The organism is Sphingomonas sp. 10B4 (assembly GCF_035019905.1).
GTDB lineage: Bacteria > Pseudomonadota > Alphaproteobacteria > Sphingomonadales > Sphingomonadaceae > Sphingomonas > Sphingomonas glacialis.
This window is the reverse complement of sequence record NZ_JASJVC010000086.1, coordinates 1-14,298: the sequence shown is the minus strand read 5'-3', so window position 1 is coordinate 14,298 and position 14,298 is coordinate 1. Positions and strand designations below refer to the sequence as shown.

Sequence of the window (14,298 nt, the reverse complement as noted above, 5' to 3'; positions counted from 1 at the left end):
TCGTCGGCAGCGTCAGATGTGTATAAGAGACACCCCTAAAGGGGAGGGGCTTTTAGCGCCCAATTAGCCTTCGGCGGTATCCGCACCCTCGGCCGGCCGCTCGAACCACGCCTCGACCTCGCCCGACAGCTTGAGCGTCAGCGGCTGGCCATGCCGATCCACCTTCTTGCCGAGCGCGACGCGGATCCAGCCCTCGGAGCGGCTATATTCCTCGACGTCGTGGCGCTGCTGGCCCTTGAAGCGGATGCCGATCCCGCGGGCCAGCGCAGCCTCGTCATAATGCGGGCTGCGCGGGTTGGAGGACAGGCGGTCTGGGGTCTGATCTGTATCGGTCATGGCCCGAGCTCATGACGGAAAAATCGCCCCCACGCCAGACACGAAAACGGCGCGGAACCCAAGTCCCGCACCGCATCGCATCCCGCAGTCGCCAGTTTAGCGGCAGACGCGGACGTTGACCGGACGATCGTAATAGCCATCCCAGCGGCGCTCGATGAAGCAGCGCTGCTCGTAGACCGGCTCGGCATAATAGCCGCTGTAATAGCCGCGATCGCGGTAATAGCCGTCATTGTAATAGCCACCGCGATAATAGCCGCGGTCGCGGTAATAGCCGCGGTTGTTGTTCGACGCGAGCGCTGCGCCGACGGCGAGGCCGGCAATCCCGGCGACGATCGCGGTGCCGCCACCGCCGCCGCCACGATAATAGCCGCCATGGCCACGATAGCCGCCCCAGCGCTGTGCTTCGGCGGGAGCTGCTGCGGTCAATGCGGTCGCGCCAAGGGCAAGGCCGAGACCGATCTTCTTCATCAGGTGGTTCATCTCGTATCTCCTCATTCCAAGCATTCCCCGTGCATCGCCAAATAACGCATCAGCGGGCTAGCTTGTTGCAAGCTGTAGGCGAGTCGGCCTGAACGGGTCTGGAATGCGCCATTTATGGGGCGTTCACCAAGCGCCGGGCACCATGCAGCCCGCGATGGTTGCACCCGTCGCATCGCGCTGTATCGCCAGGGTCTCGGCGCGCGCCGCGCGGGCGAGCGACAACAAGGTTGGATGCGATGCGGTTTCGAACGAGTCTTTTGGCGCTGGCGATGGCAGGTACGGGGATCGCCGCGGGTACCTCCCCCGCAGCCGCGCCGCGCGAGCCAGCGGTGGTCCGCGTGCGCTTCGTCACCGCGGCCGGGCCGATCGTCGTCGCGCTCGATGCGCGGCACGCACCGGGGACGGTCGCCAATTTCCTCGCCTATGTCGATGACGGGCGCTTCGAGGGCACCAGCTTCTACCGTGCGACGCGGCGCAAGACCGCGCCCAATACCGGCTTCGTCCAGGGCGGGATCGGCACCGATTCGCACCGCATGCTCGGCGTCGTCCCGCTCGAGCCGACCAACAAGACCGGGATCAAGCATCTCGACGGCACGCTCTCGATGGCGCGCTACGAGCGCAGCGATTCGGGGTCGGGCAATTTCTCGATCATGGTCGGCGCCAATCCGTCGCTCGACGCGCGGCCGGGGTTCATCGGCTATGCCGCGTTCGGGCGCGTGATCGTCGGGATGGACGTGGTCAAGCGGATGCTCGCGCGGCCGACGCTGCCGGGCGGCGACGGTGCGTTCAAGGGGCAGATGATGGCCAAGCCCGTCACGATCGTCCGCGCCGAGCGGCTTGACGGCGTCGCCAAGCCGACCGGCGGGATGAAGGTGTGGCAGATGCTGCGCGGCGTAAAACGCTGAGCGGCACGCGCCGTCAGCCGCGCCAGCCGACCCCCGCCAGGACCGCACCATCGCCGACCGCGCGGCGCACGCTGCCGCGGCTCCACGCGACGAACGCCGATTCCTCCATCGGCGCGGCGATCGCATAGCCCTGCATCACGTCGCAGCCGATGATGCGCAGGATATCGACTTGCGCTTGCGTCTCGACCCCTTCGGCAACCGCCTCGCAGCCGAGCGCGTGGATCACGCCGACCACCGCCTGCGCGATCATCCGCGCTGCGGCATCGTCGGCGACGGGCGCGACCAGACTGCGGTCGAGCTTGATCCGGTCGATCGGCAGCGCGCGCAGCCGCGAGAGGTTCGAATAGCCCGTACCGAAATCGTCGATCGCGATCGTCGCGCCGGCGGCGCGGAGCTGCACGATCGCATCGAGGACGTCGTCGCTGCACTGCATCGCCAGCGTCTCGCTGATCTCGAGCTCGAGCAGATGCGCGGGGGCGCGGGCGCGGTGGAGCGCGGCGCGCAGCCCGTGGAAGAAGCGCGCATGGTCGATCTGGCGCGGCGAAACGTTGACCGAAAGCCGCTGCTCGATCCCGATCCGCCCCCAGCGCGCGATCGTCGCGGCGACCGAATCGACCACCCAGTCGCCGATATCGACGATCATGCCGGTCTCCTCGGCGCAATCGAGGAAGGTCAGCGGCAAGCGAAGCCCCTCGCGCGGGTGGCGCCAGCGGAGCAGCGCTTCGGCCCCGACGATCCGGCCGTGATCGACGCTGATCTGCGGCTGGAAGACGAGCGCGAATTCGTCGCGGTCGATCGCTTCGCGCAGATCGCCCTCGAGCGTCGCACGCGCGGCGATGCGCGCGGCGAGCTCGACGCTGAACGGCTCGGCGCGCCCGCGTCCGCTGCCCTTGGCATGATACATCGCGGCGTCGGCTGCGCGCATCAGCTCGGTCAGCGTTATGCCGTGCTCGGGGCACAGCGCCATGCCGATCGACGCGCCGATCGAGACGTTGGCGCCGCCCAGGTCGAACGGCTCGGCGAGCGCGCGCAGGATATCGCAGCCGATCTTCGCGGCATCGCCGGCCGCGCCGATCGCGGGGAAGAACATCGTGAATTCGTCGCCGGCAAGCCGGCCGATCAGCGGCGGCACGCCGTCGGGCTCGCGAGCGATGCTGTCGGCAACGGCGCGCAGACGGTTGGCAACCATGCCGAGCAATGCGTCGCCACAGGCATGCCCCATCGTATCGTTGACCACCTTGAAGCGATCGAGATCGATGAAGAACAGGCCACCGCGCGTGTCCCGCGTCGTCGCGGGCGGCGTCGCGAGCATTCGCTCGCACGTCGCGCGGAAGTTGCTGCGGTTGGCGAGGCCCGTCACCGGATCGAACATCGCCAGGCGCTGGACGCCGTCGAGATGCGCGGTCATCTGCGTGAACAGGCTTTCCATCGCACGCGCGAGTTGCGGAACGTTCTCGCCGATCTCGGGCGGGATCGCGCTGGCGAGGTCGCCCTCGGCGGCATGCGCCAGCCGTTCGATCGCGGCGTCGATCGCGCCAGCGGTGCCGGCGATGCTGCGCTCGGCCGAGGCCCAGCACATCGCCGCGCAGACCACCGCGGGGATCAACGCCCGCGTCAAATTATCGAGCTGGACGCCCCCCGCCGACGTCGCAAGCACCGCGAGGAAGAAGGCGACAGCCCCGGCGCAAATCGCAAAAACGACCGCGCGACTCTTGAGCGTGACCTCGTCCATTGTAGCAGTGCGCGACTCCTGACCCGATCGTTTGCGCGGGCTTGGCAGGACCTTCGCAGCAAAAGGTTAAGAGTTTTGTGATGCCCGCAAACGCTTGAGGACAATATACAAAGCCCCCGCCCCGCCATGCCGCGGATGCGCCCCGCGCACCGCCGCGATCGCTGCGGAGTGGCGCGATCCGGCGAGCCAGTCGCCCGTCGCCGCGCGGATCGCACCGCGCGCATGCGGGCGTTCGCTCGCCGGGCGGGGTGGCTTGCCGGTGACGAGCAGGATCACGCGGTCGCCGGCGCGGATCGCGGCATCGAGCGCGGCATCGAGCAGGTCATAGGCCGAGTGCAGCGTATGGCCGTGGAGGTCGATCGTGCGATCGGGCGAGACGAGCCCGCGCGACAGCTGGCGGTCCCAGCTACCGTCGAGCGTGTTGCCGGGCGGCTTGGGGGGCGCGGTGATCGAAATGCCCTTGCGGCCGAGCGGCGGGACCGAGCCGACCGTCCCCTTACCGAGCAACGCGCCGAACGATGGGAGAGGTTTTTCGGGGAGGCGCATCGCGGGAACGGGGCGACGTTCGACCGGCGCGAGCGGGACCGCCTTGGCGGCGGGCGCGACCGCGCGCAGCGGGCGGACCCCCGCCATCACGCGCGCCCACAGCGCGGCTTCCTCGGGACGGAGCGGGCGCGATCCCACCCCTGTCAGCCCGCCGTCGCAGCACCCAGGCGCTGCAGCGTGCCGACCGGCAGCAGCAGGAACGCGGTGCCGCGCGCCGCCATTCCGCCCGCCGTCGCCGCCGCATCGGCGCCTGCGCCCCAGAAGGTGTCGATCCGGTTGGCGCCCTTGATCGCGCCGCCGGTATCCTGTGCGATCCACAAGCGGCTCGCATCGGCGCGGTCCATCGACAGCAAAACCGGCGCGCCGAGCGGCACGAAATGCGGATCAGCCGCAGCACTCACCCCGCCCGTTACCGCAATGCCGAGCGCGCCGAGCGCCGGCCCGGTCTGTTCGCGGAAGAACACGTAGCTCTTATTCTCGCGCATGATCGCGCGGCCCTCTTCGGGATGATCGTGCAGCCAACCGACAATGCCCTGCATCGAGCTCTGCCCCGGCGCGAGCAGCCCGCGCTGCTTCATCAGCGCGCCGATGCCGGTGTAATCGCGGCCGTTCTGGCTCTCATAGCCGATCCGCATCACCGACCCGTCGGGCAGCCGCAGCCGGCCCGAGCCCTGGACCTGCAGGAAGAACAGTTCGATCGGATCGGCCGCCCAGGCGATGATCGGCGCACGGCCGTCGAGCGAGCCCTGCTCGATCGCGGTGCGATCGTCATAGGGGACGAAGCTCTTGCCCGCGACACGACCGCGGATCTTCTTGCCCTTGAGCGTATCGCTGAACAGGCCGAGATCGACATCGACGAGGTCGGACGGACGCGCGTAGATCGGCACCTCGTACCCGCGTCGCCGATCGCGCGAGCCGCGGATCTCGGGCTCGTAATAGCCCGTCGCGAACGCCTTGCCGTCGCCGACTTGGACCGCTTCGAAATATTGCGCGAAGAACGCACGCGCCCCGCCCGAACGGACGCTCGGCGCGGCGGCGCACGCCGGCTGCCAGTCGGCGCCCTGCGTCAGGCCCGTCGCGTCGGTGCGGCGTTGCAGCGAGGGGCAGGTCGCGCGGAAGGCGACGAGCGCGCGCTCGGCCTGCGCATCGTCGATCGGCAAGCTGTAGAGCGGCGGCCCGGCGATGACGCCCGCGCTACTCGCGCTCGGCCCGGGCGCGGTGACGGCCTGGGTCGGGGCGATCGGCGTTGCCGGTACGGGGCGCCGGACGGGAGTCTGCCCGTTGCCGATAGCGCGGGGGCGTTCGATCTGCCCACCGCCGCAGGCCGCGAGGAAAAGCGCCAACGCGGTTACGCCAACGGACTTTCCGTACCGAAGGCCGGAAAGCGAAACCCGAACGTCCCCCCGCACCGCGATCACGCCTCGTCGGTGTCGGCGAGCTTCCAGTTCGGATCGCTGCTCTTGAGCGTCCGCGCGAAGGTCCAGGCATCGTGCGTCTCGACCGCGTCGCTCATCGATCCGGCGATGACGGTGTTCTCGGCATCGCGCGTGACCGCGGCGATATCGGCGTCGAAGCGCACCGTGATCCGCGCAACCTTGCCCTCGAGCGTCGCGTCGGAGATCACCGCGCGTTCGATCGAGACCAGACGATTTTCGAGGACGTGGCCCGCGGTGTTGCGCGCTTCGATCGCAGCGACGAACGCCTCGCGCACGTCGTCCTCGGCGAGCCAGGCGAGTTCTTCCTCGTCGCCCTTCCAGAACGCCTCAAGGATCATGCGATACGCTGCCTTCGATCCATCGAGGAAGCGCGCCACGTCGAACGACGAGTCGCCGGCGATAATCGCGCGGATGCCGGCCTCGGCCTTGGGCTCGACCAACCGGCTGACCGGCTCGCGGCTTTCGCCGGCGATTTCGGTCGGGCGTTGCACCAGCGTCAGCGGAGCGCGGTCCTCGGCGGGTTTGGGCAAGGGCTGCTCATGCCCGGTGCGCTTGCCGAGCACCATGTACAGACGCAGCGCCAGAAAACCGGCGACCATCACGAGGATAACAATCAGGAACACGCGGCCTCCAGGGCTTTCACTAGACACGCTACATAGGCATAAACCGCCGCTGTTTCAAACGACGTGATTGTACGCGGTGCCTGTCAAAGCCGTGGGGCCTCGGTTGAACTCGGTCCCACCCCCTGCTAGGCGCGCGCCTTCCATGCCACAACGCTGTGGCGACTATACGGCCAAAGCAAGGACGAGTTCCATGAGCGAGCAGGATGACGGCTTCATCACCACCACGGTCGACGGCGCGCCGTTGGCAAACGGGGCCGATACGACCCCGGCGGCGGGTCTGATCTCGCAATATGTCAAGGACTTCTCGTTCGAGAACCCCAACGCACCGGCGATCTTCCAGAACCCGACGCCGCCGGCGATCGACGTCCAGTTTAACATCGCCTCGGCGCAGGTCGGCGAGGACGTCTATGAAATCGTCCTGCGGATCGAAGTGAAGGCCGAGGCCGAGGGCACCGTCGCGTTCCTGGTCGACCTTTCCTATGCCGGGCTGTTCGGCTTGCGCAATTTCCCGCTCGAGCATCTCCAGCCGTTCCTGCTGGCCGAAGCGCCGCGGCTGATCTTCCCGTTCGCGCGCCGCGTGCTCGCCGATGCAGTCCGCGACGGCGGCTTCCCGCCGCTGCTCCTCGAGCCGATCGATTTCGGCGCGGTGTTCCTGCAGCAGCAGGAAGCCGGCGAAGCCTCGGGCGCGTTCGGCACGGCGTAATCTTGCCGCGTCACCCCGGGCTTGTCCCGGGGTCCACCGCGCCGCACACTCTCCGCCGATCGGCGCGCGGCCCGGTGGACCCCGGAACAAGTCCGGGGTGACGAAATGGGTGTCGGGCTGATGGCGCAATGAACCTCGTCAAATCCCTTGGCTCGGTCGGCGGGCTGACGCTCGTCAGCCGGGTGCTCGCCTTGCTGCGCGATTCGCTCGCCGCACGCTATGTCGGCGCGGGGTTCGCATCGGATGCCTTCAACGGCGTCGCCTTCCGCTTGCCCAACATGTTCCGCGCGCTCTTCGCGGAGGGCGCCTTCTCCGCCGCCTTCATTCCGCTGTTCAACAAGAAGGCCTCCGGGCCCGAGGGCCTCCCCGCCGGCTACGCCTTTGCCGAGCGCGCGCTGGCGGTGCTGCTGCCAGTGCTGATCGTGTTCACGGTGGCGATGCTGCTCGCCGCCTGGCCGATCACCTATCTGCTGTCGGGCGGGTTCGCGCGCCAGCATCCGAGCCACGCGCAATTCGCCTTCGCGGTCATGCTCTCGCGGATCACCCTGCCCTATCTCGCTTTGATCTCGCTCGCCTCGCTGCTCGGCGGGATCCTCAACTCGCTCGACAAATTCTGGGTCAATGCCGCCGCGCCGATCCTGCTCAACCTCGCGATGATCGGCGGGCTGTGGTTCTTCCACGGTGCCGACGAATATGAGACCGCGCGCGTCCAGGCGATCTCGGTGACGGTCGGGGGCGTGCTGCAACTCGCCTGGCTGATCCTGGCGTGCCACCGCGCGGGCGTCGACATGCGGCTGCGGATGCCGCGGCTCGACGCGGACGTGCGCGAGATGCTGCGCCTCATCGTCCCGGCCGCCGCGGGTGCGGGCGCGTCGCAGATCAATCTGCTGATCTCGACCTCGCTCGCCGGCAGCCTGCTGGCGTCGGGCTCGATCACGTACATCTATTATGCCGACCGGCTCAACCAGCTCCCGCTCGGGCTGATCGGGATCGGGCTCGGCACGATCCTGCTGCCGACGATCTCGCGGCTGCTGTCCTCGGGCCAGGACGCGGCGGCGATGGAGACGCAGAATCGCGGGATTGAGCTTGCGCTGTTCCTCACGCTTCCCGCGACGATCGCCTTCCTCGTCGCCGCCGAGCCGATCGTCCGCGGGCTGTTCGAATATGGCAAGTTCGGCGCGATGGACGCCAAGCGCTGCGGCTGGGCGCTGAGCGCTTTCTCGATCGGGCTGCCGTCGTACGTGCTCGTCAAGGTGCTGACACCGGGCTATTACGCGCGCGGCGATACGCGGACGCCGGTGCGGTATGCGATGATCTCGATTGCGGTCAATATCGTCGGCAACCTCATTCTGATCCCGCTGATCGGTCATGTCGGCCCGCCGCTCGCGACCGCGCTCGCCTCCACCGTCAACGTGGCGATGCTCTACCGCACGCTCGCCGTGCGCGGGCACTTCGTCGCCGATGCGGGGCTACGTCGCAAGGTGCCGCGGCTGCTGCTGGCAGCATTGCTGATGGGCGCGACGATCTATGCGTTCGAGCAATGGCTCGATCCGTATCTCGGCGGGCCGCTGATCGTGCGCTACGGCGCGCTCGGCGTGCTGGTCGGCGCGGGCGGCGCGGTCTATGGCGTGGCGTGCTTCGTCGCCGGCGCGTATCGCATCGCCGACATCAAGGCGCTGCTGCGCAAGCGCGGCGCGACCTCAAAACCCGTTCAGGAATAACCCATGCGCGTTCTCTCCGGCATCCAGCCAACCGGCAACCTCCACCTCGGCAACTATCTCGGCGCGATCCGCCAGTGGGTGGCGATGCAGGACGCGATGGCAGCGGGCGACGAATGCCTGTTCTTCCTCGCCGATCTGCACGCGCTGTCGCAGCCGGTCGTCCCGGCTGAGCTGAACGCGCACACCACCGAGATGGCGGCGACGCTGCTCGCGTGCGGGATCGATCCGCAGCGCTCGATCCTGTTCAACCAGGCGCGCGTGCCGGCGCATTCGGCGCTGCACTGGATCCTTGGCGGCACCGCGCGGATGGGCTGGCTCAGCCGCATGACGCAATGGAAGGACAAGGCCGGCAAGAAGGGCGAGACGCAGAGCGTCGGGCTGTTCACCTATCCCGTGCTGCAAGCCGCCGACGTGCTGCTCTACCAGGCGACGCACGTGCCGGTCGGCGAGGACCAGAAGCAGCATCTCGAGCTCGCACGCGACATCGCGGTCAAGTTCAACAGCGATTATGGCGACACCTTCACGCTGCCCGAGCCGTTCATCTCGAAGGCCGCACCGCGCATCATGAGCTTGCGCGATGCGAGCGGGAAGATGTCGAAGTCGGACCCGAGCGATGCGTCGCGGATCAATTTGGTCGATTCGGACGAGCTGATCGCGAGCAAGGTCCGCAAGGCCAAATCGGATGCCGACGGCCTGCCGGGCGAGGTCGCGGGGCTTGCCGAGCGGCCCGAGGCGAAGAACCTCGTGACGATCTATGCAGCCCTCGAAGGGAGCACGCCCGACGCGGTGCTGGCGCAGTTCGCGGGACAAGGCTTTGGTGCGTTCAAGCCTGAGCTCGCCGATCTGGCGGTCGCGACGCTCTCCCCGATCCGCGAGCGGCTGACGGCATTGCTCGATGATCGCGCGGCGGTGAGCGCGGTGCTCGCCGATGGCGCGGCGCGCGCAGCAGTGCTGGCGGCGCCGACGCTCGCCAAGGCGCAGGCGGCGGTGGGGCTGCAGGTCTAAGCGGCGAACGGGTTGCGGATCGTCAGGCGGCCGTCGATGAAGAGGCCGTCGTGCATGTCTTCGGACCAGAGCGTGTCGCAATCCGCCAGCAGTGCGGCGGCGACGATCGCAGCATCGTAGAAAGCGATCTTATAGCGCCGCGCGAGGCCGCACGCGGTCTCGTGCGTTTCGAGATCAACTGGCACAAGGCTCAACAGGTCTTTGAGTTCGTCCAAAAGCGCGTCGAGATCCGGCCACGGCATCTTGAACTTGCGACGCCCAACGTTGACGACTTCGTTGAGGGTCTGGACGCTGATGGTACCGCCGTCGGCCACCAGATCGCGGGCCCGCGCGGCCCTTTGGTCATTGACCGAGACCAGATACAGCAGAACGTTGCTGTCAAATGCGCTACCGGGCATTTGCCTCTTCGCGATCGAACTTGAAGTCTTCGGGCATCCAGCCCTGGAACCGCTTCAAGCTCTCCAGAACGTCCGCGCGCGTCCGTTTCCGGCGGATACGAAGCGACCCGTTCTGAATGCGGACATCGAGCTCCTCGCCCAGCTCCACCGCAAGCGCCTCGACCATTTCCTTGGGCAAACGGACCGCGAAGTCGTCGCCCCACTTCGCCAACTGCATCGCCTGTCTCCGAATATGGCCTTAGCCATACCGGAATTTCGGCGCGCTCGCTATCCCTCGAGCTCGCGCAGCAGCACGCGCACCGCGGTGTCGATCTCGCGATCGGTGTCGCGCAGTTCCTCGATCCGGCGGACCGCGTGGATCACCGTCGAATGGTCGCGCCCGCCGAACTTGCGGCCGATCTCGGGAAGCGAGCGTGTCGTCAGGCGCTTGGCGAGATACATCGCGATCTGGCGCGGGCGGGCCACCACTACCGCGCGGCGTGCCGATACCAGGTCGACCGGCTTCAGCTCGAAATGCGCCGAGACCGCCTTCTGGATCTCGTCGATCGTCACGCGGCGTTCCGCCCCGCGCAGCACGTCGCCCAGCGTCGCCACGGCGAATTCGAGATCGACTTCGACCCCGGTGAGTTGCGCATAGGCAACGACGCGGTTGAGCGCGCCCTCGAGGTCGCGGATGCTCGCGGTGATGCGCGCGGCGAGCAGGTCGAGCACGTCGCCCGGCACCTTCGCGCCCGGCATGTCGAGCAGCTTGCGGGTCAGCACCGCGCGGCGGAGCGCCAGGTCAGAATTCTTGATATCGGCGACGAGGCCGCACGACAGCCGCGACATGATCCGCGCCTCGACTCCGTCGAGCCCCTGCGGGCAGCGATCGGCCGAGATGACGAGGCGTTTGCCCGCGCCCATCACTTCGTTGATCGTGTGGAAGAACTCTTCCTGCGTCGAATCCTTGCCGGCGATGAACTGGAGGTCGTCGACCAGCAGCAGATCGGCCGAGCGCAGCCGCAGCTTGAAGCTGTGCGTGTCGCGGCTGCGGAGCGCCTGGACGAAGTCGAACATGAAGCGTTCGGCCGACATCATCAGCACGCGCGCCTCGGGGACCGCAGCAAGGTAGGCAGCACCTATCGCGTGCATCAAGTGGCTCTTGCCCTGCCCCGTGCCGCTATGGAGGAAGAGTGGGCTAAAACGCGGCACGCCGGGCTCGGCGAGCGCCTTTGCGGCGTTGAACGCGACGCGGTTCGACGCATCGACGACGAAGCGGTCGAAGGTGAAGCGCGGATCGAGCGTCGGACGGTCGGCGATGACCACGGGCTCGGCCGGCGCGACGGGTGCGGGCGCTGGCTCGGCCTTGAGCACGGGCGTCGGTGCCGCCGCCATCCCGGTCTCGATCGCCACGCTGCGGACGCTCGGCACCAGCGCGCGGAATTCCTGCAGCAGCCGGTCGCCGTAATGGTTGCGCACCCAGTTCGTCATGAACGCCGACGGCAGCGTCAGCCGTACCGTCTCGCCGTCTCCACCCGCGACGAGCGCGATCGGCTTGAGCCATTGATCGAACAACCGCACCCCGGCCGATTCGCGCAGATGCGTCCGCACCGTGTTCCAGGCGCGCGCGACCGTATCGGCCTGCCCGCCGGCAAAGTCGGTATCGTGCGCGTCACCCCCCCTGTTCACCGTCAAGACCACGCCAAAACCTTTGCATTGCGAGCTGCGGGAGACCCCGCACCGCTGAAATTACGACAGACAAACATCCCCCCAGGCGGAATCACGATCCGTCTGACGCTTGCCATTCAAAGTAGGTCGCGAGCCAGAAACACCGCTCGCGGCGGAGGGCCATTTATGAAGATCGCAGCGAGTCGAGCAAGGGCCCGACCTGTCACATTTTCTAAATATACCCGGTTGACTCGGATTGAGCGAAGGTTTCGCGTCGAAAATCTCACAAGCCTATGAAATCACGACGTTTCGTCAGTGACACTTTGATGAAGGTTCTGCGAATCGCGGTAAACTGCGCCTTTGCCGTTTGGACGGTCAAAAGCGTTCGCGCAACGTTCCTTGATAGGGGTTAAGTCGGCACTGCGAGACCCATCGCCGCCTCGAAAAGCGTACACCACGACAAAAAGCCCGCCGGACTTGTGTCCAGCGGGCGATCAGCCGTTGCGTAACCCGATTGGGATTAAGCGAGCGCGGTGAGGCGCTTGGTAAGGCGCGAGAACTTGCGGCTCGCGGTGTTCTTGTGCAGCACGCCCTTGGCGACGCCGCGCATCAGCTCGGGCTGAACCATCGCCATCGCGGCGGTTGCAGCAGCCTTGTCGCCCGCTTCGAGCGCAGTCTCGGCCTTCTTGACGAAGGTGCGGATGCGGCCGGTACGGTTGCCGTTCACGATGGTCCGCGCGGCGTTACGACGGATGCGCTTTTTCGCCTGTGGCGTGTTCGCCATGAAGCCCTCTGATCTGTAAATAAGAAAGGGCGGGAGATAGCTCCCGGCCCCGGAAGCCGTGCGCCTTACGCAGAACGGGGGGGTCGGTCAATCATTTCTGGCATTTCGGGCACCAGAAAGTCGAGCGGCCGCCTTCGGCATAGCGCTCGACGGTGCCGCCGCAGCTGCACGGCTCGCCCTCGCGGCCATAGACCGCGAATTGCTTGGAGAAATAGCCGAGCTCGCCGTCGGGGCGGGCGTAATCGCGCAACGACGAGCCGCCTGCGTCGATCGCCGCGAGCAGCACCTCGCGAATCGCCGGCACGAGCCGCGCGAGCTTGGCGCGCGAGACGGTCCCGGCGGCGCGCTTGGGCGAGATTCGCGCGGCGAACAGCGCTTCGCACACATAGATATTGCCGAGCCCCGCAACGAGTCGCTGGTCGAGCAGCATCAGCTTGATCGAGGCGATTCGCCCGGCGAGCTTGGCGTGGAGGTAGGGGACGGTCAGTTCGGGGCCGAGCGGTTCGGGGCCGAGCGCCTTGAATGCGGGGAAATCGGCAAGCGATTCGGTCGGCAGCAGATCGACCGAGCCGAAGCGCCGCGGATCGTTGAGCGCGAGGCGCTGAGTCGCGGTTTCGAGAATCAAATGATCGTGCGGCAGCAGCTCGGACGGATCGACTCGCCAGCGCCCCGACATGCCGAGGTGGAAGATCATCGTGTCGCCGCGATCGGTCTCGATCAGCCCGTATTTCGCGCGGCGCGACAGGCCCGTCACGGTCGCGCCGGTCAGCCGCTGCCCGAGATCTTCGGGAAACGGCCGCCGCAGATCACCGCGACGGGTCTGCACCAGTGTGATGCGCTGGCGCTCGAGCACGGGCCGGAGCCCGCGCACGGTGGTCTCGACTTCGGGAAGTTCTGGCATCCCCCGTCCCTGCCCGCTTCCACGCCCGTGGCGCAAGCGGCGACCCACACCGAGGCCACTTGGCGCTTGGGCCAAAGCGCGCTTCCACTGCGTAGCATCCGCCGCGCCCTTCTTCTTCTCCCCGTCTCCGCGTCTCCGCGTGAAAAGAAGATTGGATTCACGCGGAGACGCGGAGACGCAGAGAAGAAGGATGAATGGGCCGCGCGAGACGATTTGTCGGAGCTGCAACGCAGCGGTTTGCGCCGCCGCTTTGCTCGGCTAGAGCGTGCGACATGAACGATCCAAACTCTGGCACCGTCTCCTTCGGCTACGAAGACATCCCCGCCACCGAAAAGACCGCGCGCGTCGGCGGCGTCTTCTCGAGCGTCGCACGCAGCTATGACATCATGAACGATGCCATGTCGGGCGGCATGCACCGCGTGTGGAAGGACCGCTTCGTGCGCCGCTTAAAGCCGCGCGACGGCGAGCAGATCCTCGACATGGCCGGGGGCACCGGCGACATCGCCTTCCGCCTCGCCGAATCGGGCGCGAGCGTGACGGTCGCCGACATCAACCCGCAAATGCTCGAAGTCGGCGTCGACCGCGCGGCCAAGCGCGGGATCGACGGCCTGGTGTGGACCGAGGCGAATGCCGAGACGCTGGTCTTCCCCGACCGCTTCTTCGACGCGTACACAATCGCGTTCGGCATCCGGAACGTGACCGACATCCCCAAGGCGCTGCGCGAGGCGAACCGCGTGCTGCGGCGTGGCGGGCGGTTCTTCTGCCTCGAATTCTCGACCACGCTGTGGCCCGGATTCGCCGACGTCTATGACGCCTATTCGCACAAGCTCGTCCCCAAGCTTGGCAAGCTGCTTGCGCAGGATGAGGACAGCTATCGCTATCTGATCGAGTCGATTCGGCGGTTCCCCGACATGCCGACCTTTGAAGGCATGATCCGTGACGCGGGCTTCGTGCAGACGGGGGTCGAGCCGATGCTCGGCGGGCTGGTCGCGATCCACCACGGGTGGAAGATTTGATGGGGCGCGAAACAAAAGCCCCTCCCCTTCAGGGGAGGGGTTGGGGCTGTCTCTTATACACATCT

General features: G+C 67.2%; 16 protein-coding genes. 5 read left to right on the top strand and 11 right to left on the bottom strand.

The annotated features are described in order from the left end of the window. Nucleotides 1-63 precede the first annotated feature (63 nt). Nucleotides 64-336, bottom strand: coding sequence for a DUF3297 family protein (locus tag QN347_RS17050; RefSeq protein ID WP_140850272.1), 273 nt, complete (start codon nucleotides 334-336; stop codon nucleotides 64-66). Nucleotides 337-432: 96 nt separating this feature from the next. After that, nucleotides 433-816 carry a hypothetical protein gene (locus QN347_RS17045; RefSeq protein WP_322162328.1) on the bottom strand — a complete coding sequence of 128 codons (384 nt, stop codon included), beginning with the start codon at nucleotides 814-816 and terminating at the stop codon, nucleotides 433-435. 236 nt (nucleotides 817-1,052) lie between these two features. Between QN347_RS17045 and QN347_RS17040 the strand changes: the two genes are divergently transcribed. Beyond that, on the top strand, nucleotides 1,053-1,721 hold the full coding sequence (locus tag QN347_RS17040) for a peptidylprolyl isomerase (RefSeq protein WP_322162326.1): 669 nt from the start codon (nucleotides 1,053-1,055) through the stop codon (nucleotides 1,719-1,721). Between the two features lie 13 nt (nucleotides 1,722-1,734). Here the strand turns inward: QN347_RS17040 and QN347_RS17035 are convergent, their stop codons facing one another. From QN347_RS17035 to QN347_RS17020, 4 genes are all read right to left on the bottom strand, one after another. Further along, nucleotides 1,735-3,453 (bottom strand): putative bifunctional diguanylate cyclase/phosphodiesterase, encoded by a 1,719-nt coding sequence (locus QN347_RS17035; protein ID WP_322162324.1) that lies wholly within the window; start codon nucleotides 3,451-3,453, stop codon nucleotides 1,735-1,737. Between the two features lie 66 nt (nucleotides 3,454-3,519). Continuing rightward, nucleotides 3,520-4,086, bottom strand: coding sequence for a Smr/MutS family protein (locus QN347_RS17030; protein ID WP_322164174.1), 567 nt, complete (start codon nucleotides 4,084-4,086; stop codon nucleotides 3,520-3,522). A gap of 56 nt (nucleotides 4,087-4,142) precedes the next feature. Continuing rightward, nucleotides 4,143-5,342 (bottom strand): murein transglycosylase A, encoded by a 1,200-nt coding sequence (locus QN347_RS17025; RefSeq protein ID WP_322162322.1) that lies wholly within the window; start codon nucleotides 5,340-5,342, stop codon nucleotides 4,143-4,145. Between the two features lie 71 nt (nucleotides 5,343-5,413). Next, on the bottom strand, nucleotides 5,414-6,058 hold the full coding sequence (locus QN347_RS17020; RefSeq protein ID WP_322162320.1) for a Tim44/TimA family putative adaptor protein: 645 nt from the start codon (nucleotides 6,056-6,058) through the stop codon (nucleotides 5,414-5,416). Nucleotides 6,059-6,248: 190 nt separating this feature from the next. Here QN347_RS17020 and secB point away from each other — a divergent pair, with 190 nt between their 5' ends. From secB to trpS, 3 genes are all read left to right on the top strand, one after another. Continuing rightward, entirely contained in the window at nucleotides 6,249-6,761 is a 513-nt protein-coding gene (gene secB / locus QN347_RS17015; RefSeq protein ID WP_133186078.1) for a protein-export chaperone SecB, read from the top strand. Nucleotides 6,762-6,889: 128 nt separating this feature from the next. Beyond that, the gene (gene murJ, locus QN347_RS17010; RefSeq protein ID WP_322162318.1) at nucleotides 6,890-8,482 is read left to right on the top strand and encodes a murein biosynthesis integral membrane protein MurJ; all 1,593 of its coding nucleotides are present in this window, start codon (nucleotides 6,890-6,892) and stop codon (nucleotides 8,480-8,482) included. A 3-nt stretch (nucleotides 8,483-8,485) separates the two neighbouring features. Continuing rightward, nucleotides 8,486-9,487 (top strand): tryptophan--tRNA ligase, encoded by a 1,002-nt coding sequence (gene trpS, locus QN347_RS17005; protein ID WP_322162316.1) that lies wholly within the window; start codon nucleotides 8,486-8,488, stop codon nucleotides 9,485-9,487. On the opposite strand, the gene QN347_RS17000 is transcribed toward trpS, so the two are convergent. The 5 genes from QN347_RS17000 to mutM all read right to left on the bottom strand — a co-directional run bounded on the left by QN347_RS17000 (nucleotide 9,484) and on the right by mutM (nucleotide 13,217). Beyond that, nucleotides 9,484-9,885, bottom strand: a complete 402-nt coding sequence (locus tag QN347_RS17000; RefSeq protein ID WP_322162315.1) for a PIN domain-containing protein — start codon at nucleotides 9,883-9,885, stop codon at nucleotides 9,484-9,486. The two genes, trpS and QN347_RS17000, sit on opposite strands and share 4 nt — an antisense overlap. Then, complete coding sequence (locus QN347_RS16995; protein ID WP_322162313.1) at nucleotides 9,875-10,102, bottom strand: AbrB/MazE/SpoVT family DNA-binding domain-containing protein; 228 nt, start codon at nucleotides 10,100-10,102, stop codon at nucleotides 9,875-9,877. The genes QN347_RS17000 and QN347_RS16995 overlap by 11 nt, the downstream gene beginning before the upstream one ends. Nucleotides 10,103-10,152: 50 nt before the next feature. Continuing rightward, nucleotides 10,153-11,553 carry a chromosomal replication initiator protein DnaA gene (gene dnaA / locus QN347_RS16990; RefSeq protein WP_133186068.1) on the bottom strand — a complete coding sequence of 467 codons (1,401 nt, stop codon included), beginning with the start codon at nucleotides 11,551-11,553 and terminating at the stop codon, nucleotides 10,153-10,155. Nucleotides 11,554-12,052: 499 nt separating this feature from the next. Beyond that, the gene (rpsT, locus tag QN347_RS16985) at nucleotides 12,053-12,316 is read right to left on the bottom strand and encodes a 30S ribosomal protein S20 (protein ID WP_133191840.1); all 264 of its coding nucleotides are present in this window, start codon (nucleotides 12,314-12,316) and stop codon (nucleotides 12,053-12,055) included. A gap of 91 nt (nucleotides 12,317-12,407) precedes the next feature. Continuing rightward, nucleotides 12,408-13,217: a bifunctional DNA-formamidopyrimidine glycosylase/DNA-(apurinic or apyrimidinic site) lyase gene (gene mutM / locus QN347_RS16980; protein WP_322162312.1), complete on the bottom strand. Its 810-nt coding sequence runs from the start codon at nucleotides 13,215-13,217 to the stop codon at nucleotides 12,408-12,410. A gap of 272 nt (nucleotides 13,218-13,489) precedes the next feature. On the opposite strand from mutM, the gene QN347_RS16975 reads away from it, so the two are divergent. After that, the gene (locus QN347_RS16975; RefSeq protein WP_322162310.1) at nucleotides 13,490-14,233 is read left to right on the top strand and encodes a class I SAM-dependent methyltransferase; all 744 of its coding nucleotides are present in this window, start codon (nucleotides 13,490-13,492) and stop codon (nucleotides 14,231-14,233) included. Nucleotides 14,234-14,298 lie beyond the last annotated feature (65 nt).

Excerpts from the sequence above, each read along its gene's own strand:
- QN347_RS17050 (WP_140850272.1), bottom strand. The coding sequence starts at position 336 with ATGACCGATACAGATCAGACCCCAGACCGCCTGTCCTCCAACCCGCGC.
- QN347_RS17045 (WP_322162328.1), bottom strand. The coding sequence starts at position 816 with ATGAACCACCTGATGAAGAAGATCGGTCTCGGCCTTGCCCTTGGCGCG.
- QN347_RS17040 (WP_322162326.1), top strand. The coding sequence starts at position 1,053 with ATGCGGTTTCGAACGAGTCTTTTGGCGCTGGCGATGGCAGGTACGGGG.
- QN347_RS17035 (WP_322162324.1), bottom strand. The coding sequence starts at position 3,453 with ATGGACGAGGTCACGCTCAAGAGTCGCGCGGTCGTTTTTGCGATTTGC.
- QN347_RS17030 (WP_322164174.1), bottom strand. The coding sequence starts at position 4,086 with ATGGCGGGGGTCCGCCCGCTGCGCGCGGTCGCGCCCGCCGCCAAGGCG.
- secB (WP_133186078.1), top strand. The coding sequence starts at position 6,249 with ATGAGCGAGCAGGATGACGGCTTCATCACCACCACGGTCGACGGCGCG.
- murJ (WP_322162318.1), top strand. The coding sequence starts at position 6,890 with ATGAACCTCGTCAAATCCCTTGGCTCGGTCGGCGGGCTGACGCTCGTC.
- trpS (WP_322162316.1), top strand. The coding sequence starts at position 8,486 with ATGCGCGTTCTCTCCGGCATCCAGCCAACCGGCAACCTCCACCTCGGC.
- QN347_RS17000 (WP_322162315.1), bottom strand. The coding sequence starts at position 9,885 with ATGCCCGGTAGCGCATTTGACAGCAACGTTCTGCTGTATCTGGTCTCG.
- QN347_RS16995 (WP_322162313.1), bottom strand. The coding sequence starts at position 10,102 with ATGCAGTTGGCGAAGTGGGGCGACGACTTCGCGGTCCGTTTGCCCAAG.
- rpsT (WP_133191840.1), bottom strand. The coding sequence starts at position 12,316 with ATGGCGAACACGCCACAGGCGAAAAAGCGCATCCGTCGTAACGCCGCG.
- mutM (WP_322162312.1), bottom strand. The coding sequence starts at position 13,217 with ATGCCAGAACTTCCCGAAGTCGAGACCACCGTGCGCGGGCTCCGGCCC.
- QN347_RS16975 (WP_322162310.1), top strand. The coding sequence starts at position 13,490 with ATGAACGATCCAAACTCTGGCACCGTCTCCTTCGGCTACGAAGACATC.